We start from the raw sequence: 19,938 nt of genomic DNA on the forward strand, positions 1-19,938 counted from the left end.
GGGCTGTGAAAGCGGCCGATAAGGCGACGAAGACGAACGCCCTCGCAAACGAGGATGCGGACCCCTACCTTTTTGAGAATGCCTTTTACATCATCACTCCTCTTCCGGATACACCCCTGCAGGCTCTTGAAAAGGTAAGGAAGCTGGCTGCCGGGGTGGGGGCTAAAGTGGTGGAAATGACCCCTGCAGAGCATGACCGGGCCGTAGCTGCAGTCAGCCACCTGCCCCACCTGGTGGCTGCAACCCTGGTGAATACGCTGGTAAACTTACCCGGGGGGGAGGGTTTTCTCCCCCTGGGTGCCGGGGGGTTCCGGGATACAACCCGGGTGGCCGCCGGTAATCCTTCAATGTGGCGGGATATTCTTCTCTCAAATGCACAGGCGGTTACCATGGTGCTGGATGCCTTCCGCCAGCAACTGGACCTGGTGGAAGAAGCAATAAAAAACCGTGAAGGTGAAAGAATCCTGAACCTTTTAGGACGGGCCAGCCAGGCACGCAAACAAATACCCGCCAGCATGCGCGGGTATCTGGGGACCATGTATGAAATAGTGGCGGGTGTTCCTGACCGTCCGGGTATGATTGCCAGAGTTGCCGGCCTCCTGGGAGACGCGGGCATCAACATCAGCGACATTGAAATAATCCGGGTGCGGGAAGGGGAAGGGGGCTCCGTCCGCCTGGCCTTCGCCACCGTCGCCGAACAGGAGGAAGCGGCTGAGATCTTGAGGCGGGCCGGGTACCAGGTGGTGAAGCGGTGAAATAACCCTGGTCTTTCAAGAGTCCGGTGGATATTTTGCAAATGAAAGGCAGGTAGTATAGTTGAACCTGGAAATCACCCCGCCCCGGGCACTGCGGGGAAGCGTTAGAGTCTCCGGGGACAAATCCATCTCGCACCGGGCAACCATGCTCGGTGCGCTGGCTGAAGGCGATACTCAAATTGAGAATTTTCTTATGGGTGCTGACTGCCTGGCTACGGTGAAATGCCTGGCCCAAATGGGAGTAACATTTACCGGCCCCGGTGAAAACGGCCGGCTGGTAGTACACGGCAGGGGCCCTGGAGCCCTGAAGGAACCGGAAAATGTGCTGGATGCGGGCAATTCCGGCACAACCATACGTCTTCTGCTGGGCATCCTGGCCGGGTTACCTTTTTTTTCCGTTATTACCGGCGATGCCTCACTGCGCAGGCGTCCTATGAAAAGGGTGACAGGGCCCTTATCCAGAATGGGTGCCTCCATCTGGGGACGCCAGGGAGCCAATCTGGCTCCCCTGGCGGTACGGGGCGGTGAACTGCAGGGTGCGGAGTTTCACCTGCCTGTGGCCAGCGCCCAGGTAAAGTCGGCCCTGTTGCTGGCCGGCCTTTTGGCACGGGGCGAAACACGGGTTGTTGAACCCGCTCCGTCCCGGGACCATACGGAACGCATGTTGCAATACTTCGGTGCTGAAATAGGGAAAGAAGGACTTACCGTCTGGATCAAGGGAGGGCAGGTCCTGTCAGGACGCAGGGTAACAGTGCCCGGCGATATCTCGTCCGCTGCTTTCCTTCTGGTTGCGGCTGCGGTAATTCCCGGTTCCGACGTAACCATACGGGAAGTCGGGGTCAACCCGACCCGGAATGGTATTGTGGAAGTGCTGCAGGCCATGAGTGCCGACCTGGAGGTTTTCAACCGGCACGAGCTGGGTGGCGAGCCAGTGGCGGACATCCGGGTTCGCCATTCCCGCCTGAGAGGCGTAACCATTGGTGGTGAATTGATCCCCCGCCTCATAGACGAAATCCCGGTCCTGGCAGTAGCCGGTGCCCTGGCGGAAGGAGAGCTGGTGGTACGGGATGCCTCGGAGCTGAAAGTGAAGGAAAGCAACCGTATCGCAACCGTAGTGCAGGAGCTTAAAAAATTTGGCGTGGAAATAGAGGCACTGGATGACGGCCTGCGTGTACGCGGGGGCCGACCGCTGACAGGAGCCTCATGTAACAGTCATGGAGATCACCGCATAGCAATGGCCATGGCTGTAGCAGGTCTGGCGGCCCGGGGTAAGACGGTAATCCGGGATGCAGGTTGTGTGGATGTTTCCTTCCCCGGTTTCGCTGGTATTCTAAGCTCTTTGCGGGTAGACTAGAAGCCAGGAGACTTTCTCCCGGCTTCTTTTCTCTTTTTTGAAGGAAAAAATTTTACGGTGTCGAAGTAAAAAGAGTATTTGTGTTACTATAATAGGGAGATGACCATGGTTCCAGCGATTTCGGTTGCTATCGACGGCCCGGCCGGGGCGGGTAAAAGTACGGTAGCCCGGGAACTGGCCCGGCGACTGGGCTTTTTATACATTGATACAGGAGCCATGTACCGGGCAATAACCCTGAAAGCTCTGCGCCGGAGGTTAAACCTTGCCGATGAAGAATCTCTGAAGGCACTGGCCAATCAGAGCCGGATTGAATTGACCACCGATCCCGACCGTCTGACCCGGGTATTCCTGGACGGCGAAGATGTAACTCAGGCTATCCGGGAACCGGAGGTCACACGCCACGTTTCAATGGTGGCAAGTCTGCCCGGCGTACGTGAAATAATGGTTGACCGGCAACGGGAGCTGGCGAGATCCAAAAATGTGGTTATGGATGGGCGGGATGTGGGTACAGTAGTACTTCCAGATGCCCAGGTGAAGGTTTTTCTGACAGCATCGCCTGAAGCCAGAGCCAGGCGCCGCCAGCGTGACTTGCTGGCCCGGGGCTACCACGTTCCGCTGGATTCTTTAGTCGAGGAAATTATGGAACGGGACAGACAGGACAGCTGCCGTTCCATCGCCCCACTGAAACCGGCTCCCGATGCCTGGGTTATAGACAGTTCAGACCTGAGTGCCGAACAAGTGGTTGAGATGATTGCCGCCCGGGTGCTGGGGAGGGCTTCCTGATGTTTTACCGGTTTGCCCGGGCAGTATGCAGAGTAATCCTGGTTCTCGTCCGTCGCTGGGAAGTGGTGGGGGCTGATAATCTCCCCCGCTCCGGCGGAGTCCTGGTGGTCAGCAATCACGTCAGTTACTGGGATCCTGTTGTGGTAGGCTGCGCTCTGACTCGCCAGGTGCACTTTATAGCCAAAGCCGAGCTCTTTCGCATACCCCTCCTGGGAACGGTAATAACGGCTCTGGGTGCTTTTCCCGTACGCCGGGGAGGCGGAGACAGGCAGGCTATCCGCCGGGCACTGGAACTGTTAAAACAGGGCCGGGTGGTGGGTATTTTCCCTGAAGGGACCAGAAGCAAAAGTGGTGAACTCCTGGAACCGCATCTCGGGGCGGCCATGCTGGCCCTGCGGGCAAAAGTACCCGTACTTCCAGTGGCGGTAATCAATACCCGGGGGGTCTTCGGCAAGGTCCGGGTATATATAGGTAAGCCGCTGGCGTTTTCCCGCGAGGAACAATCTGGCCGGCCGGATTACCAGGCATTAAGCCGGGAAATAATGAGGGAAATTGCCAGGCTTATGGAGAGCGGAAAAGTAAGACGGTGATTTGTTGATGCAAGTGCGGTGGGCTGCAAGAGCGGGTTTTTGTTTTGGCGTGAAAAGAGCATTGGATCTGGCATTGCAAACGGTCAGGGAACGGGACGGGCCTGTTTACTGTCTGGGCCCCCTGATCCATAACCCACAGGTGATGGAAAAACTGGCGGCAGCGGGCATACAGGAAATAGCTGGAATTAATGAAGCCCGCCCCGGGGGGAAGCTGATCATCCGTTCCCACGGCGTGGGCCCCGGGATTCTGGCTGCCGCCAGGGAACGCAACTTGAAGGTAGTGGATGCTACCTGTCCCTTTGTGGGCAGGGCACAGGAACTGGCCCATTCAGAAGCCTCCAGTGGTACGCTGGTGGTGGTCGTGGGCGATAAAAATCATCCCGAGGTTCAGGGTATTGTGGACTGGACCGGTGGGCGGGCGGTAGTGGTGGAGGGACCCCGGGAAGCCGAGGATCTGCCGGTAGCACCCCGGATGGCCGTTCTGGCCCAAACTACCCAGCCGCTGGCCAACTTCCAGGCAGTGGTGGATGTCCTGCAGCACAAAGCGGGACAACTAAAAGTATACAATACCATCTGTCATGCCACCGGGGCCAGGCAACAGGCTGCCCTGGAACTGGCCCGGGAGGTGGATGTTATGGTGGTGGTCGGCGGAAAATCTAGCGCCAATACCCGCAAGCTGGCCTCCCTTTGCCGGCAGGCGGGTGTACCAACCTATCAGGTGGAAACAGCCCGGGAACTGGACCCCTCCTGGTTCAAGAGGGTGAAGGTAGCGGGATTGACAGCAGGGGCATCCACACCTGACTGGATTATCGAGGAGGTAGAACGACGGATGAAGGAGTTGGGCGAAATGGTAGCAGTGGAGGAAAGCATCAAAGACACAAATGTGGCCGGGGAAGAAAGAGAACAGGTGGCACCCGGCGGTGCTGCCGAGGAGATGACCGGGGAAGTTCATGCTGCCGGGCATACCACCGGGGACAGCGATAGCGAAACTACCGGTGCTCCCGTCGGGGAAGCTACGGAAGAGATACGCTCCACAGAGGACGGCATGAAAGAAGCTGTAGAGGTGAAGTCCCTGCACCCGGGACAGATTGTGAAGGGTGTCGTGGTCCAGGTAGGTCCCGACGAAGTGCTGGTGGACGTGGGAGCCAAATCTGAAGGTATAATTCCCTTAAGGGAATTATCCTGCTACAATGTAAGTTCCCCTTCAGAAGTGGTAAGCGTTGGGGATGAGATAGAAGTAGCCGTAATTAAAGCAGAAGACAATGAGGGCAGGCTTATTCTTTCCAAGGAAAGAGCCGACGCGGAAAGGGCCTGGGCCAGGTTAAGCGAGCATCTGGAGAATGGCGAACCTGTCGAAGGCATCGTGCGGGAAGTTGTGAAGGGCGGTCTCCTGGTAGATGTGGGATTGAGGGCTTTTCTGCCCGCCTCCCTGGTTGAAAGAGGCTATGTCGATGACCTGAGCAAGTATGTGGGGGAAAAGGTCAGGGCCAAGGTAATTGAACTGAACCGCAGCAAGCGGAAAGTTATCCTGTCCCGCAAGGCCGTACTGGAAGAAGAAGCGGCCCGCAGGCGCAAGGAAATGCTGGAAAGTCTGCAGGAGGGCCAGGTGGTACGCGGAGTGGTTCGCCGGCTCACCAGTTTTGGTGCTTTTGTGGACATTGGTGGCGTGGATGGGCTTCTACACATTTCTGAAATGGCCTGGTACCGCATCAATCACCCCTCCGAAGTTGTAAATGTAGGTGACGAAGTCGACGTGATGGTTCTCCGGGTGGACCGGGAAAACGAGAAAATTTCCCTTGGCTTGAGACAGGTGCTGCCCAATCCCTGGGACAACGTGGAAGAAAAATATCCTGTAGGCAGCATTGTACGGGCAAAAGTGGTACGGCTTGCACCCTTCGGAGCTTTTGTACAGCTGGAACCGGGTGTGGAGGGACTGGTGCATATTTCCCACCTGGCCGACAGGCACGTAGCGACTCCTGATGAAGTGGTCCAGGAAGGAGACGAAGTGGAAGTCAAAGTACTCAGTGTGGACCGTACGGAAAAACGCATCCGCCTGTCCATCCGGGAGGTCAACCGTGAACGGGAAAAGGAAAGCCGGCGTACCAGGGAGCCGAGACACCAGTACAGCGATAACGGTGCCAGCGTAACCATAGGTGAAGTGGTGGGAGACCTTTTTGAAAAGTAAACTTAACCCTGGTATGATAGACGGTGATTTAATAACCAGCGGCGTATGAAACGCCGCTTTTTTTTGCATATTTATGTCCGGCCGGGGCAGTCTAAAAAGAGAATCAATAACGAGGAGGATTGCAGATGACCGGCTTTCCCGTGGGTTTAACCGCACTGATTATTGTTACCCTCCTGATCTTTTTCGGGCTGGCACACCGGGCCCTGGACCGCATGCGTCTTACCGACCGGGGTGCTCTAGCGGTAATTGTGGCCATGATAATAGGGAGCTTTTTTTCCATACCCATTCCGGCCGGCCGCTATCCCGTTACCATTAACATCGGCGGTGGTTTGATCCCTCTGGGCCTGGCCATTTACCTGCTCGCTAAAGCAGGTACTTCCATGGAACGCATTCGTGCTCTGGTAGGCTCGGTGGTGACCGCTCTGGCGGTCTACGCCCTGGGCTCCCTGGTAATGCGCGGACTTCCCGAGCCCGGAGGCAGGTACGAAATTATTGACGCCCTCTGGTTTTATCCTCTGGCAGCAGGAGTGGTGGGCTACCTGGCCGGACGGTCCAGGAGGGCCGCCTTCGTCTCAGCTACACTCGGGCTGTTGATTCTGGATATAGGTTACTATTTCTGGCTCGTCAGCCGCGGTGCTCCCGCAGGCCGGGTAGCGATTGGTGGAGCCGGTGCTTTCGACGCTATTGTGCTGGGAGGCATCCTGGCTGTCCTTCTGGCTGAAGTTGTGGGTGAGGTCCGGGAACGCCTGCAGGGAGGTCCCGCAACAGAGGGACGACCGGAAGCTCTATTAAGGGCTTTACGCAAACCGGGCACGGATACTGGAGAGGGTAAAGAGGAGACCGGCCAGGATGGTTCCGGGACCGGTAAAAGGGGGTCAATAAAATGACAGGGGCTAAAAGCAGGGTCATTTGGGGAATCGGCCTTCTCCTGGTAGGAATATCGCTACTGCTGGGTTTATCGGCTTCCCGGCTCACTCAACCGGTATGGTCATTGGTTTCACCTTTCAGAGAAGGGGAAAACGACCACCGGGTTGGGAACGTGTGCACGGTGAAGGACGAACAGGGCCGCGTGATCAGCCAGGTTTCGCGCCGTGTGGCGGTAGGTGACGAAATATTCACAGCCGAAGGCCGTCACTACCGGGTGGTAAAAATACAGGGTAACACCGCTTCCGCCCGCTTTGTCGGAATGGACAAAGACCTGCTGGCCTACAATGAATTCTACAGCCATCTCGAAGTTCCCGTCACACTGATGGCCCGTGACACCCGGCCTGTTGGTATCTACCACACTCACAGCGATGAATCCTATGTACCTACGGACGGGTCGGAATCCCGTCCCTTCAAGGGAGGTATTTATCAAGTAGGGGAAACACTGGTAAGCCGTCTGAAAAACAAGGGGGTCAGAGTGGATTACGATAAAACTCCCCACGACCCCCATGACGACAACGCCTACTACCGTTCGCGCAGAACGGCCATGAGGTTGATGCAGAACAACCCTATCGCCATTTTCGATGTGCACAGGGATGGAGTACCGGACCCCAGCTATTACAGGCGCTCCATATCACAGCAACAGGTGGCTCAAACCCGGCTTGTGGTGGGACGGGAAAACCCCAGAATGCAGGCGAACCTGGATTTTGCCAAGAGACTCATGTCATATGCAAATACCGTGCACAAGCCGATAGTGAAAGAAATCTTCACTGCCAAAGGCAACTATAACCAGGACCTGATGCCCACCGCCCTGCTCATTGAAGCAGGTACCCACACCAATACCAAGGTCGAGGCTGAAAAGGGCATCGCCCTCCTGGCTGACGCCGTCCCGGTGGTACTGGGTCTGGCCGGACCTGCGCCTGCAGGAGCGCCCAAGCCGATTACCGACCGTACAGCCAGAACACCGGGCAGCTGGAAAGCCCTTGGCTGGATTGTCGCCTTGACACTGCTTGGCGGTGGTGCCTTCCTGCTCATAAGCGCCGGCAGCTGGGACAGGGCTAAAAGCAGGCTGGGAGACTTCTTCGGGCGTGAATTTACCAGCTTTTTCGCCCCCCGGCGGGCCAAAAAGCCCGATCTTGATACTGCAGAGAAGGCCACACATGTGCCCGTTCCAGGCCGGGAAGATCCCGATGCCAATGAAACAGCCAGGGACCACCTGGAACGCATCCGCCAGGATTAGAGGTGTAAGTGAATTTGGAACGTTATCTTGCTACCATAATTGCCGGGACACTGGCAGGGACTATAGCGCGGATGGTTATGCTCCACCTGGATTACCGCCAGTATCCCGGCTACCCTCACGGTTATCTCTCCCACCTGTCACTCGGCTTTATTGCCTCGGCCCTGGGGTCGGTGGCCATCCCGGCCATTCTGAAACCGGATTATACGGCGGTGACCTTTCTGGCTCTGGCCGCCAGCCAGTTCCGGGAAATACGCGGTATTGAAAGAAAAACTCTGGAGCACCTCGATGAAAATGAACTGGTCAAGCGTGGTAGTGACTATATCGAGGGTATAGCCCGCACATTTGAAGCCCGAAACTACCTGACCATGGCCTGTGCCCTCCTGACCAGTATCGCTTACGAACTGGGGAAAGCCCCAGCGGCGGTTGTCATGGCCCTCCTGACCATCGTGTTCGTGCGTACCTTCATGGCGGGTGAAACCATTGGCGATATATGCGAGGTTGTTCCTGCCAGGCTGTGGTTTAAAGATTCCATCCTCATGGTTGACAACATCGGGTTCATCAATATTGGCTTGAGGGAAATGCGCGCACGGATTACGGCTGAAGGCCTGGCTGTTTTAATTAAACCAAAGAATGCTGATGCCCGGAACACCATTCATGATCTGGGCCAGCGTCAGGCTATAGCACACACCGTTACGGTACTCCTGGGAACCAAAAAGGACGTGGACCTTCCCGAATTCACCCCTCTGGCCCGCATCGACCCCGACAGCGGGGCTGTGGGGTTATATACGGTGCCGGTGGAGAGAGACATGGATGCTTTAATTCTGGCGGTAAAACGTACTCCCGTGCTGGAAAGCGCCCGTTCCAGGCCCTTAAAAACTGAAGCGGGAAGGATGGCCGCCAGGTAGAAAAGCAATGGAGAGGATGATAATGGTAAACCGCATACTGGCTGTGGTAACCCTGAACATGGATATTGTCGCCGGAGGAGCGCCTATTTTTTTTGCCCGTAACCAGGAAGAGCAGGAGAAGATGGCTCGTTATTTAGCCCGTACCCTGGATGCCATGGTACACGACCTGGAAAACGGCGTCTACGTCATTGTGAAACACTGAAAAACATCACTCTCGGACGTAACCTCACAAGACTTGCGACATGATATGAAATTACACTATAATACTATTACATTACTCGGGTACGTGGAAAAACAAAGAACATAGAAAAAAGGTGACCTACCGTGGGGATGCAGGGTCTTGAAATCGAAAAAGTGGCCCCCGGCAGCATTGCCGCCGAACTCGGGATGGAACCGGGGGACCGGCTGGTGGCCGTGAACGGCCTGCCAGTCGAGGATATCCTGGATTACCGTTTTTTGACCTGCGAAGAGGAACTGACTATTACCCTGGTCAAGGCAAACGGTGAGGAATGGGTTTGCGACGTGGAAAAGGACTATGATGACGACCTTGGCGTGGATTTTGCCGGCGGGGGGCTGGAACCCATCCGCCGCTGTCAGAACCGCTGTCTTTTTTGTTTTGTTGATCAAATGCCCGGGGGTCTGCGCCCTTCCCTGTACGTCAAAGATGATGACTACCGTCTTTCTTTCACCCATGGAAATTTTATCACCCTGACCAACCTGAACGAGAGGGACCTGGAGCGCATCGTGAGGCAGCGGTTATCACCCCTCTACATATCCGTACACACCACCAACCCCGCTCTCAGGGAAAAAATGCTCGGTCATCCCCGGGCAGGCAAGATCATGGAGCAGCTGAACCGGCTGGCCGGGGGTGGGATCGAACTGCACACCCAGGTAGTCCTCTGCCCGGGTATAAACGATGGTGTAGAACTTGAACGCACTGTGAAGGACCTGGTCAATCTGTGGCCGGCTGTACGTTCCATAGCCATTGTTCCGGTAGGTCTCACCCGCTATCGTGAAGGTCTTTCCCCTCTTCGGACGTTCACACGGGAAGAGGCGGCCGGAATAGTGGAGCAGGTACAAAACTGGCAGGACCACTGCCTGGAGCGCTGTGCTCGCGCAGTAGTTTTCGCCAGTGACGAATTTTACCTGCTGGCGGGTAGAGAAGTCCCCCCGGCCTTCCGTTACGATGATTTCCCCCAGACGGAGAACGGCGTGGGGCTGGTGCGTCTTTTCCTGGATGAATGGGAGAAAGTAGCCCGGACCCTGCCCCGGGCCGTAGCCCGGCCCCGTCACGTAACCGTAGCTACAGGGGTGCTGGCCGGGGAAATCCTGGCACCGGTAGTTGAGAGGTTGAATGAAATCGATAATCTGGCGGTAGAACTGGCTGTCATCCCAAACCGTTTATTTGGGCCACAGGTAACGGTAGCAGGCCTTATCTCCGGAAGGGATATCCTGGCCGCCCTGGAAGGCGAGAACCCGGGGCAGACTTTAGTCCTGCCCGCGGTCATGCTGCGCCGTCCGGATCAGGTTTTTCTGGACGACATGACTGTAGCTGAGCTTTCCAATCGTTTGGACCGCCCCGTGATAGTGGTTGACGGACCGGCAGAGCTCGTAGAAGCTGTTTGTGAAAATCCGTAAGCCACGATGTTCCGCGCTTGTGGGAAATACTCGAGCGTGGTCTGCTATCTACTCCTGTACTGATGAAGGAGGAATATCGCACTTGTCCAAACCGGTAGTAGCCATCGTAGGGCGCCCCAATGTGGGAAAATCCACTCTGTTTAACCGCCTGGTGGGAGGCCGTATAGCCATAGTTGAAGATGAGCCCGGGATAACTCGCGACCGGCTTTACCGGGATACTGAATGGGCCGGCCGTGTGTTCACCCTCGTGGATACCGGCGGTCTGGACTTTGTGGAAGCGGGGGATATTCCCCGGCAGGTGCGGCGGCAGGTGGAGCTTGCCATAGAAGAAGCCGATGTCATACTCTTCCTGGTGGATGCCAGGACAGGGTTAACAAGTACGGATGAGGACGTGGCTGCTCTCCTGAGGCGTACCAGCAAGCCAGTGTTGCTGGTGGCCAACAAGGTGGAGAACTTCCAGCGTACCGATCAGCTGGTGGAGTTCTACCGCCTGGGTCTGGGTGAACCCATCCCTGTCTCGGCCGCCCAGGGTATGAATACCGGGGACCTCCTGGACCGCCTGGTATCGGTTCTGCCTCCCGCTGTTCCAGAGGATCAGGAACCCGATACCATACACATTGCCGTTATCGGGCGGCCCAATGTGGGCAAGTCTTCCCTGGTCAATGCCATTCTGGGTGAAGAGCGGGTAATCGTGAGCGATACCCCTGGCACCACCCGGGATGCCATTGATACGTGCTTTGAGCGGGAAGGACGCACCTACGTTCTGGTAGATACGGCTGGCATCCGGCGAAAGAGCCGCATAGAAGAAAACGTGGAAAAATACAGCGTGCTCCGCTCCCTGAGAGCAGTGGAACGCTGTGAAGTGGCCCTGGTAGTACTGGATGCCGTAGAAGGAGTTACGGAACAGGATAAGCGTATTGCCGGCTATGCACATGAACAGGGCAAGGCCAGCGTTTTGGCTGTTAATAAATGGGACCTGGTAAAAAAGGACACCCATACCTCTCAACGCTTTACGGAACTTATCCGCCGGGAACTGGCCTTCATGACCTACGCACCGGTGGTTTTCATCTCCGCCCTTACCGGAAAGCGGGTACACAGGCTGTTGGAACTGGTTGACCTGGTGGCACAGCAGCAATGCCTGCGCATCAACACGTCCGATCTGAACAGGCTGTTAAGAGATGCTGTTTTACATAACCCGCCGCCGTCGGATAAAAACCGGCGTTTGAAAATACTTTACGCCACCCAGGGCGGGGTAAAACCCCCCACTTTTATCCTTTTTGTCAACGATCCGGACTTGATGCATTTTTCTTACCTGCGCTATCTGGAGAACCAGCTCCGGGCGGCTTTTGGCTTTCACGGAACGCCCATACGCTTTGTCCTGAGGCAGCGGGATTAAGGAGGGTGGAGCATGGTTGTTCTAGCCGTGGTGGTCAGCTATCTGATTGGCTCAATACCCGTGGGTTACCTGCTGGGGCGCGCCCGGGGAGTGGATATCCGGCAACGCGGCAGTGGGAATATCGGGACCACCAATGTCTGGCGAAACCTGGGCCCTGTGGCTGGTGTAATCGCTCTCGCGGGCGATGCCGGCAAAGGCCTGGCGGCCGTACTCCTGGGCCGTTACTTCGGGGGACATGGGCTTGAACTGGCCTGTGGCCTGGCCGCAATTGCCGGACACAGCTGGCCGTTGTTTCTGGGCTTCCGGGGAGGAAAGATTATTGCGACCGGACTTGGAGTTTTCCTGGGCCTTGCACCGGCAGCCGCACTTCTGGCCCTCGGGCTGTGGGTGATAGTGGTAATCGCATCTGGGTACGTTTCCCTGGGCTCCATAGTGGCTGCTGTTTCAATGCCCCTGTGGATGTTAGTCTTACACCAGCCCGGGAAGTACCTGGCCTTCTCTCTGGTGGTAGCAATAATTGCTGTCTACAAACACATACCCAATATCCGCCGGCTGCTGGCCGGTACTGAATCCAAAATTCGCTGATAAGGAAGGGTTGGCAGTAGTGAGACAAAAGGTAGCCATCCTGGGAGCCGGCAGCTGGGGTACTGCTCTGGCAGTACTGCTGGCGGGTAAAGGGATACAGGTCGACATGTGGTCGCGCCGGGAGGACCTGGCCGCGCAGATTAACGCCGAAGGTCAGAACAGCCGCTATTTGCCGGGAGTTTATCTCCCTCCAAACGTACGCGTGACCACCGAACTTTCCTCAGTGGTAAAAAACGCCCGGGCGGTTATTTTCAGCGTACCATCCCACGCTTTCCGCGAAGCCCTGCGTTCCTCACTCCCATACCTGCCAGCCGGGGCAATTCTGATAAACGCAGCCAAGGGTATCGAGGAAGACAGCCTCCTCACCCTTTCGCAGGTATTTGCCGCGGAAGCCGGGGAAGAGGACAGCAACAGGTATGTGGTACTCTCCGGACCCAGTCACGCCGAAGAGGTGGGGCGTGGGATTCCCACCGCCGTCGTGGTGGCCGGCAGGGACATGAGTGTGGTGGAAGCTGCCCAGGACCTGCTGATGACAGGCAATTTCCGGGTTTATACCAATCCCGATGTGGCCGGAGTGGAACTGGGGGGCGCCCTGAAAAATATTATCGCCCTGGGTACGGGTATTGCCGACGGGCTGGGTTTCGGGGATAACACCAAGGCAGCCTTGATGACCCGGGGCCTGGCTGAAATGACCCGGTTGGGGCTGGCCATGGGGGCCAATCCCCTAACTTTTGCCGGCCTGGCCGGGGTGGGGGATTTAATTGTCACCTGCACCAGCATGCACAGCCGCAACCGACGGGCCGGGATCGAAATCGGACGGGGGAAGAGCCTTTCCGAAGCAGTGGCCAGTGTACAAATGGTAGTGGAAGGAGTGCGTACCACCCGGGCGGCCTACCGCCTGGCGGCCAGGCACCGGGTGGAAATGCCCATCACCGAGCAGATGTACCGCGTACTCTTCGAAGGCTTACCTCCCCGGGAAGCAGTTGTCAACCTTATGAGCAGGGGCCGCAGGCGCGAAATGGAGGAGGTAGCCATGGCGGCTGCCTTCTACTGGAACAACAATCCATGTAAATAAACCCGCCTGTTTCGGCGGGTTTATATTTAACGCAGGATTCTGGTCGCACCCCGGTAATTGGCGGCATAATAAGACTCGCTCAGACAGGAAAATTTTACCCCTTCACTGGAAGAAGCATGAATAAACCGGTCCTGACCCACATATATACCTACATGGTTGATATCTCCGCTGCCGTAATAGCCGAAGAAAACAAGATCCCCCGGAGACAGATCATAACGACCGACACGGGTACCAAGCCGGGCTTGAGCAGCTGCATTATGGGGCAGATTTATGCCTACCGTCTCCCGGAATACATATGAAGTAAAGCCGGAACAGTCGAAAGCTCCGGGACCGCTTCCCCCGTAGGCGTAAGGCCTGCCCAGCAGAGAAAAAGCCATGGCCAGCACCGCTCTTGCACAGTCAGTGCCGCCGCGGGAAACCTGAAGGCCGCGCGATACCCGCGAAGTACCCGCAGGGATAACTAAAACCTGTCCCGGGAAAATAAGGTCGGAGCTTAAGTTGTTGGCTTCCTTGAGTGAGGACTCATGCAGACCGTAACGCTTTGCGATTAAATACAAGGAATCTCCCGGACGGACAATATATCTGCCAACCCCGGCACCGGCACTTTCACCTTTGACCGGAGTACTGTGGGTCGTCCCGACCTTTGTCGAACCAGGAATAACCAGTACCTGACCAGGGTGAATTAGAGGTCCGTATAAACCATTGGCTGTCTGTAAAGCTTCAACCGTGGTTCCGTACCGGAGGCTGAGCTGGTAAAGGGTCTCCCCGGGAGCCACCGTATGCTTGAGGTCAGCCCAGGAAACTGAAGGCAAAAGGTACATACACAAAAAACTGATCAGAAAAACCCGCCCCAGGAGCCCTGCCCTTGCAAGCGGGTAAGGCCTCCTCTTCAATGCACCACTCCCCTCTCCTGACAACTTTTCATTTTCTCAAAGATTGTGTTCGACACCCTCTGCCGGATTCCTTCCAGGTCAACCAAATTTTTTCCTGAATTTAAACCAATAAAAATTCCCTTAAAAAAATTAGCCCCGGTCATAATCCGCCGGGGGCTTAATATATATATATTGTTAATGTATGCCATTGGAAAAAACTAGACTACTGGCTGCAAAATGATTAAGGAGGTTACGTCCATGGAAAAAGTGGATATCTTCCGGGATATCGCGGAACGTACCGGCGGCGATATCTACCTGGGCGTTAGCGGCGGTGTCCGCACAGGGAAGTCTACCTTTATCAAGCGTTTTGCCGAACTGTTGATGATTCCGAACATTGAAAACCCCTACGACCGTGAAAGGGCCAAGGATGAACTGCCCCAGAGCGGTGCGGGCAGGACGGTCATGACCACCGAACCCAAATTCGTGCCCAATGAAGCCGTAGAAATAGCCATTTCACCCAACCTCAAGGTGAAAATGCGTCTGGTTGACTGCGTGGGTTACCGCGTGGAGGGGGCTCTGGGCTACGAAGATGAAAGCGGCCCGCGCATGGTGTCAACCCCATGGTTTGACGAGCCCATCCCTTTCCAGGAGGCAGCGGAGATCGGCACCCGCAAGGTGATTTCAGATCACTCCACCATGGGTGTGGTGGTTACCACCGACGGCAGCATTACCGATATCCCGCGGGAAAATTACATTGAAGCGGAAGAAAGGGTTATTGCCGAATTCAAGGAGATCAACCGTCCCTTTCTCGTGCTTTTGAACAGTACCCGTCCCCAGGACCCCCAAACGATAGCTCTGGCCGAAGAACTGGCCGAAAAATATGATGTCCCTGTTTTGCCGGTGGATTGCCTTCAGATGACGCAGCAGGACGCCCTTTTCATCCTGGAAACGGTACTCATGGAATTTCCGGTCAATGAGGTTAACGTATTGCTCCCGCAATGGGTGGAGGAACTCGAAAGCAGCCACTGGCTCAGGCAAAAAGTCGAGGACTCTGTTCGTGAAACCATCCAGAACGTGCGCCGCCTCCGGGATATCAACTCTGCGGTGGAACGGCTGGGAGATTACGAATTTGTCAAGTCGGTCAGGATTACCAAAATGGATATGGGCACGGGGGTTGCAGCCATTGAAATAACTTCTCCCCAGGAGCTTTACTTCCAGGTCTTGAGCGAGGAATCAGGCTTCAATATCACCGGAGAACATGAGCTGTTCAGGCTGGTCAAAGAACTGGCTGTGGCCAAGCGGGAATATGACAAGGTAGCCCAGGCGCTCACGGAAGTACGGGAAACCGGTTATGGAGTGGTAACTCCCAGTCTGGACGAAATGGTTCTGGAGGAACCGCAGTTGATACGCCAGGGCAGCCGTTTCGGTGTCAAACTCAAGGCAATGGCACCCTCAATTCACATGATAAGAGCCGATATCGCCACTGAAATTACTCCCATCATCGGTACTGAACGTCAATGCGAAGAACTGGTCCGGTACATGCTCACCGAGTTTGAATCCAACCCGCAAAAGATCTGGCAATCCGAAATATTTGGCAAGTCGGTGCACGACCTGGTCAGGGAAGGAATTCAGAACAAACTCTATCGTATGCCTGAAAATGCCCGGGCGAAGCTGCAGGAAACCATTCAACGCATCGTCAATGAGGGAAGCGGTGGACTCATCTGTATAATTATTTAACCGGTCCCAGGCCGGTTTTTTATTTGCCCTCAACCAGTTGACGATGATAAAATATTCATGGCTGAAAGAGGGACAAGTCTCTTGAGGGAAGGAGAGAGAGTTTTGCATCGACCGGTAAAAATAGCTCTTTTAGGACTGGGGACGGTAGGCCGCGGGGTTTACCGGATCCTTACCGGGAATATGGAAAACATTACCCATAAGGTGGGGGCCCCTGTTGAAATTTCACGCATACTTGTCCGCGATCTAAACAGAGACCGGGGGATACCACTTGACCCGGCCCTGCTGACTGATAATTACCAGGACATCCTGGAAGACCCGGAAATAGCTATTGTAGTGGAAGTAATGGGAGGTATTCACCCGGCACTGGACTATGTCCTGTCTGCCCTGGAACGGGGTAAAAGTGTGGTTACGGCTAACAAGGATATGATCGCCCTGCACGGAAAAGAACTTTTTGAGGCCGCTGCGGCCAGCGGTGCGAGCCTCCTTTTCGAAGGGAGCGTGGCTGGAGGCATCCCCATTATCCGTCCTTTGAAAGAATGCCTGGCTGCCAACCGCATTCAGGAGATTATGGGCATTATCAACGGTACAACCAACTACATGTTGAGCAAAATGACCCGGGAAGGAGTGGATTTTGACCAGGCCCTGCGGGAAGCACAGGCCAAAGGTTACGCCGAGGCCGATCCAACCGCCGATATTGAAGGGCTGGACGCAGCGCGCAAACTGGCGATCCTTGCTTCCATTGCTTTCAATTCCCGCATTACGTTAAATGATGTCTATGTCGAAGGAATCAGTAAAATTACCGCTAGAGACATTACCTACGCCAGGGAGTTGAATTATGTAATCAAGTTGCTGGCCATTGCCAAGGAAACTCCTGAAGGCATCGAGGCACGGGTGCACCCGACCATGATCCCCCGGAATCATCCTCTTGCTTCAGTCAACGACGTCTTCAACGCCATTTTTGTCCGGGGTGATGCCGTGGGTGATACCATGTTTTACGGCCGGGGTGCGGGAGAACTGCCTACCGGCAGTGCTGTCGCGGCCGATATCATGGATGCGGCCCGGCACATTTTACACAAGGTGCCGTGCTTCATCGGCTGCACCTGCTACGAAACAAAACCATTAAAGCCGATGTCCATGACCGAAAGCAAGTTTTATATCCGGCTGATGGTAGACGACAGGCCGGGAGTACTGGCTGCCATAGCGTATGCCTTTGGGGACAAAGATGTCAGCCTGGCTTCGGTGATCCAGAAGCACACCGATGGTAACAGGGCGGAAATTGTGATGGTCACCCACCGGGTGCGGGAACAAAACCTGCAGGACGCTTTACGCCTGGTGGAATGCCTGAGTCCGGTCGACCGGATTGCCAGTTGTATTAGAGTAGAGGGAGAGTAGAAAGGGGCAGGGTGAGTGATGGTTCGCGTGCAGGTACCTGCCACCACAGCCAATATGGGTCCGGGTTTTGATTGCCTGGGGATGGCGTTGAAGTTTTACAACATAGTGGAAATGGTACGTTTACCCGGCGGCCTGGTCATCGAGGTACATGGAGAAGGCGTTCAGGACATCGCCAGGGACGAAAGCAACGTGGTATACCGGGCAGCGATGCATCTTTTCAAGCAGGTTGGTTTTGATCCCGGGGGCCTGCGCATCCGGTTGATCAATAACATTCCGGTAGCGCGGGGGCTGGGCAGCAGTGCCTCGGCCATTGTAGGCGGCCTGGTGGCAGCCAATATCCTTTCCGGAAACAGGCTTTCATGCCGGGAACTGCTCAACATGGCTTCGCAGCTTGAAGGTCACCCCGACAATGTGGCACCGGCCCTTCTGGGAGGTATCGTTATCTGCACCACAGTGGAGGAGGAGGTCCGCTATGTGAAAATCGATCCTCCGGCAGGCCTGAAAGCTGCGGTGGCCATACCGGATTTTCATTTGAGTACCAGGGCCGCCCGGGAGGTCCTGCCCCAGCATGTCGGTCTGGCGGACGCTGTTTTCAACCTTGGACGGGTTGCCCTGCTGGTAGCCGCACTGCAGCAGGGTAAACTGGACCTGCTCGCCACTGCCATGGAGGACAGGCTCCACCAGCCATACCGTGCATCCCTCGTACCCGGCATGAAAAGAGTACTGGCAGCCGCCCGTCTGGCCGGAGCCCGGGGGGTTTGCTTGAGCGGTGCGGGGCCAACTTTAATAGCCCTGGCTGACAGCAATCTGGAGCTTATTGCACGGGTCATGAAAGATACGTTCCGGGAAAGCGGCATCAAGGCCCGGACTCTGGTTCTGGAACCCAGTCCGGTAGGTGCCCGTGCCCTTGAAATCAAGTCCAAACCTTCGTAGGTCTCAAGGCAGAGAATCAAGGGGGGATTTCCTTGTCAGCACCTCAACGGCCCAATTTCGAGCAATTTCGCGATTCTTTGATAGCGCTGGTTAAAGAACATGTCAAAAAGGAGATCGACCCTCTTTTCCCCTGGTTGCAGGTGGGGGACGAGCAAACGAGGGAGACCATCCTGCAACAATTTAAAAGCCGGATGGAATCTGCCTATGGCGTGGAGCTGGTAGTAGAGCCTCACCTGGTTTCCCTCGACAGGCCCATAGAGAGTATTGCCGTCCAGCTGCACCACGTTTTTAACACCGTTTATCTGATGGAACAGATCAACGCCAGGATCAGAGCGAGGTTGAGAAAGAACGACAGGACAGCCTGCAGGCACTGATCAACCCTTTATTTTTTATTTGATAACCGCCAACCTGGTATAATTTGTCACTTGGCATCAGCCGGACAAGCTAATATAATAAAAAATGAAACATTAACAATCAATGGCCGAATCCCCGGAAAATTACAAGCCCGGGGTACGGGGGATTTTACTCGTAACGGGGTGAATCCACGGCGTTTTAAAGGAGGTGAAACAAAACGCGTGGTAGGGTCCCCTCTACCCGAACCCATCAACTAACCCCGGAGGCCGGAGGAGGGAAAAATGAACCGTTTTTCGTTACACATCCGTTGCCTGCTGGTAGCTCTGGCGTCACTTGTTTTATTGCCCGCTGGTGTTGCGGCTGCAGCCACCCACACTGTCAGCCCCGGTGAATCCCTCTACCTGATCAGCCGCTCCTATGGAATCACCGTGGACGACCTGCGACAGGCCAACGGTATTTACACGGACCTCATCTACCCGGGGCAGAAGCTTTACATTCCGGATGGGAACTCCACTGGAGGTTCCAGCACATATGTGGTACGGCCGGGGGATACTCTTTATCTGATTGGCCTGCGTTACGGCGTGAGCTTTCAGTCGATAAAATCTGCCAACGGCTTGAGAAGTGATGTGATCTACCCGGGGCAGAAACTGACCATTCCTGCGGGGAACAACCGGGGGACAAGCCCTGCACCAGTAAGCCGGGGAGGTCCCGTTAATTATAGCCGTTCCGACTTCGACCTGCTGGCACGGTTGATTACGGCCGAAGCCGACTCGGAATCCTACATCACCAAGGTGGCGGTGGGAGCAGTAGTGCTGAACCGTGTAAAGAGCGGTATATTCCCGAATTCCATTCCCGGGGTCATTTATCAGGTGGACGAAACCGGCTCCTACCAGTTTGAGCCCGTCTTGAACGGCTGGATCAATCGACCGGCCAGCGAGGAAGCCAGGCGGGCGGCACTGGACGCCCTCAATGGAGTTGATCCCACCAACGGCGCCCTGTACTTCTTTGAATCCTGGGTTCCGAACAGCTGGCTCCAATCGCGTCCTGTCAGCACGGTGCTTGGTAGTTTTACTTTTACTTATTAATTAAACATCTAATTAAAATATCAGTTAATATTTTAACGTCTCGGAAAAAATTTATCACAGGCCCTGTCCCCGGAGCAGGGCTTTTTTTCTTGAGAATGTTAATAAATTCTTAACACAAACAAAGTAAATTTTATA

Annotated in this window: 19 protein-coding genes and 1 riboswitch; of the genes, 18 read left to right on the plus strand and 1 reads right to left on the minus strand. The window is 55.4% G+C overall.

Annotated features, from left to right (window positions below; translation table 11 throughout):
* The 13 genes from ACPLUI_RS02010 to ACPLUI_RS02070 form a co-directional block, all read left to right on the plus strand.
* A partial coding sequence (locus tag ACPLUI_RS02010; protein ID WP_424658600.1) for a prephenate dehydrogenase dimerization domain-containing protein occupies nucleotides 1-755 on the plus strand: 755 nt, incomplete at its 5' end.
* A gap of 61 nt (nucleotides 756-816) precedes the next feature.
* The gene (gene aroA / locus ACPLUI_RS02015; RefSeq protein WP_424658601.1) at nucleotides 817-2,109 is read left to right on the plus strand and encodes a 3-phosphoshikimate 1-carboxyvinyltransferase; all 1,293 of its coding nucleotides are present in this window, start codon (nucleotides 817-819) and stop codon (nucleotides 2,107-2,109) included.
* Between the two features lie 105 nt (nucleotides 2,110-2,214).
* Nucleotides 2,215-2,892, plus strand: a complete 678-nt coding sequence (cmk, locus tag ACPLUI_RS02020; protein WP_424658618.1) for a (d)CMP kinase — start codon at nucleotides 2,215-2,217, stop codon at nucleotides 2,890-2,892.
* On the plus strand, nucleotides 2,892-3,482 hold the full coding sequence (locus ACPLUI_RS02025; protein WP_424658602.1) for a lysophospholipid acyltransferase family protein: 591 nt from the start codon (nucleotides 2,892-2,894) through the stop codon (nucleotides 3,480-3,482). The genes cmk and ACPLUI_RS02025 overlap by 1 nt, the downstream gene beginning before the upstream one ends.
* A gap of 7 nt (nucleotides 3,483-3,489) precedes the next feature.
* Nucleotides 3,490-5,667, plus strand: coding sequence for a bifunctional 4-hydroxy-3-methylbut-2-enyl diphosphate reductase/30S ribosomal protein S1 (locus ACPLUI_RS02030; RefSeq protein WP_424658603.1), 2,178 nt, complete (start codon nucleotides 3,490-3,492; stop codon nucleotides 5,665-5,667).
* 125 nt (nucleotides 5,668-5,792) lie between these two features.
* Complete coding sequence (locus tag ACPLUI_RS02035) at nucleotides 5,793-6,554, plus strand: DUF1614 domain-containing protein (protein ID WP_424658604.1); 762 nt, start codon at nucleotides 5,793-5,795, stop codon at nucleotides 6,552-6,554.
* A gap of 161 nt (nucleotides 6,555-6,715) precedes the next feature.
* Nucleotides 6,716-7,831, plus strand: coding sequence for a stage II sporulation protein P (gene spoIIP / locus ACPLUI_RS02040; protein WP_424658605.1), 1,116 nt, complete (start codon nucleotides 6,716-6,718; stop codon nucleotides 7,829-7,831).
* Nucleotides 7,832-7,845: 14 nt separating this feature from the next.
* Entirely contained in the window at nucleotides 7,846-8,736 is an 891-nt protein-coding gene (locus tag ACPLUI_RS02045) for a YIEGIA family protein (RefSeq protein WP_424658606.1), read from the plus strand.
* Between the two features lie 22 nt (nucleotides 8,737-8,758).
* Nucleotides 8,759-8,938: a capping complex subunit for YIEGIA gene (locus tag ACPLUI_RS02050; RefSeq protein ID WP_424658607.1), complete on the plus strand. Its 180-nt coding sequence runs from the start codon at nucleotides 8,759-8,761 to the stop codon at nucleotides 8,936-8,938.
* 128 nt (nucleotides 8,939-9,066) lie between these two features.
* Nucleotides 9,067-10,374, plus strand: a complete 1,308-nt coding sequence (locus tag ACPLUI_RS02055) for a DUF512 domain-containing protein (RefSeq protein WP_424658608.1) — start codon at nucleotides 9,067-9,069, stop codon at nucleotides 10,372-10,374.
* Nucleotides 10,375-10,456: 82 nt separating this feature from the next.
* Entirely contained in the window at nucleotides 10,457-11,770 is a 1,314-nt protein-coding gene (gene der, locus ACPLUI_RS02060) for a ribosome biogenesis GTPase Der (protein ID WP_424658609.1), read from the plus strand.
* A 12-nt stretch (nucleotides 11,771-11,782) separates the two neighbouring features.
* Nucleotides 11,783-12,355 (plus strand): glycerol-3-phosphate 1-O-acyltransferase PlsY, encoded by a 573-nt coding sequence (gene plsY, locus ACPLUI_RS02065; RefSeq protein ID WP_424658610.1) that lies wholly within the window; start codon nucleotides 11,783-11,785, stop codon nucleotides 12,353-12,355.
* A 10-nt stretch (nucleotides 12,356-12,365) separates the two neighbouring features.
* The gene (locus tag ACPLUI_RS02070; protein WP_424658611.1) at nucleotides 12,366-13,430 is read left to right on the plus strand and encodes an NAD(P)H-dependent glycerol-3-phosphate dehydrogenase; all 1,065 of its coding nucleotides are present in this window, start codon (nucleotides 12,366-12,368) and stop codon (nucleotides 13,428-13,430) included.
* 26 nt (nucleotides 13,431-13,456) lie between these two features.
* Here ACPLUI_RS02070 and ACPLUI_RS02075 read toward each other — a convergent pair whose 3' ends face one another.
* Complete coding sequence (locus tag ACPLUI_RS02075; protein ID WP_424658612.1) at nucleotides 13,457-14,323, minus strand: LysM peptidoglycan-binding domain-containing protein; 867 nt, start codon at nucleotides 14,321-14,323, stop codon at nucleotides 13,457-13,459.
* 237 nt (nucleotides 14,324-14,560) lie between these two features.
* Between ACPLUI_RS02075 and spoIVA the strand changes: the two genes are divergently transcribed.
* The 5 genes from spoIVA (at nucleotide 14,561) to ACPLUI_RS02100 (ending at nucleotide 19,803) form a co-directional block, all read left to right on the plus strand.
* On the plus strand, nucleotides 14,561-16,039 hold the full coding sequence (spoIVA, locus tag ACPLUI_RS02080; RefSeq protein WP_424658613.1) for a stage IV sporulation protein A: 1,479 nt from the start codon (nucleotides 14,561-14,563) through the stop codon (nucleotides 16,037-16,039).
* Between the two features lie 102 nt (nucleotides 16,040-16,141).
* Entirely contained in the window at nucleotides 16,142-17,431 is a 1,290-nt protein-coding gene (locus ACPLUI_RS02085; protein ID WP_424658614.1) for a homoserine dehydrogenase, read from the plus strand.
* 18 nt (nucleotides 17,432-17,449) lie between these two features.
* Nucleotides 17,450-18,364: a homoserine kinase gene (gene thrB, locus ACPLUI_RS02090; protein WP_424658615.1), complete on the plus strand. Its 915-nt coding sequence runs from the start codon at nucleotides 17,450-17,452 to the stop codon at nucleotides 18,362-18,364.
* A gap of 32 nt (nucleotides 18,365-18,396) precedes the next feature.
* Nucleotides 18,397-18,738, plus strand: coding sequence for a hypothetical protein (locus ACPLUI_RS02095; protein WP_424658616.1), 342 nt, complete (start codon nucleotides 18,397-18,399; stop codon nucleotides 18,736-18,738).
* Between the two features lie 95 nt (nucleotides 18,739-18,833).
* Nucleotides 18,834-19,000, plus strand: a riboswitch (cyclic di-AMP (ydaO/yuaA leader).
* Nucleotides 19,000-19,803, plus strand: a complete 804-nt coding sequence (locus ACPLUI_RS02100) for a LysM peptidoglycan-binding domain-containing protein (protein ID WP_424658617.1) — start codon at nucleotides 19,000-19,002, stop codon at nucleotides 19,801-19,803. Its footprint overlaps the riboswitch before it by 1 nt.
* Nucleotides 19,804-19,938: the final 135 nt, after the last annotated feature.

Source organism: Desulfofundulus sp. (assembly GCF_049701015.1).
Lineage (GTDB): Bacteria > Bacillota > Desulfotomaculia > Desulfotomaculales > Desulfovirgulaceae > Desulfofundulus.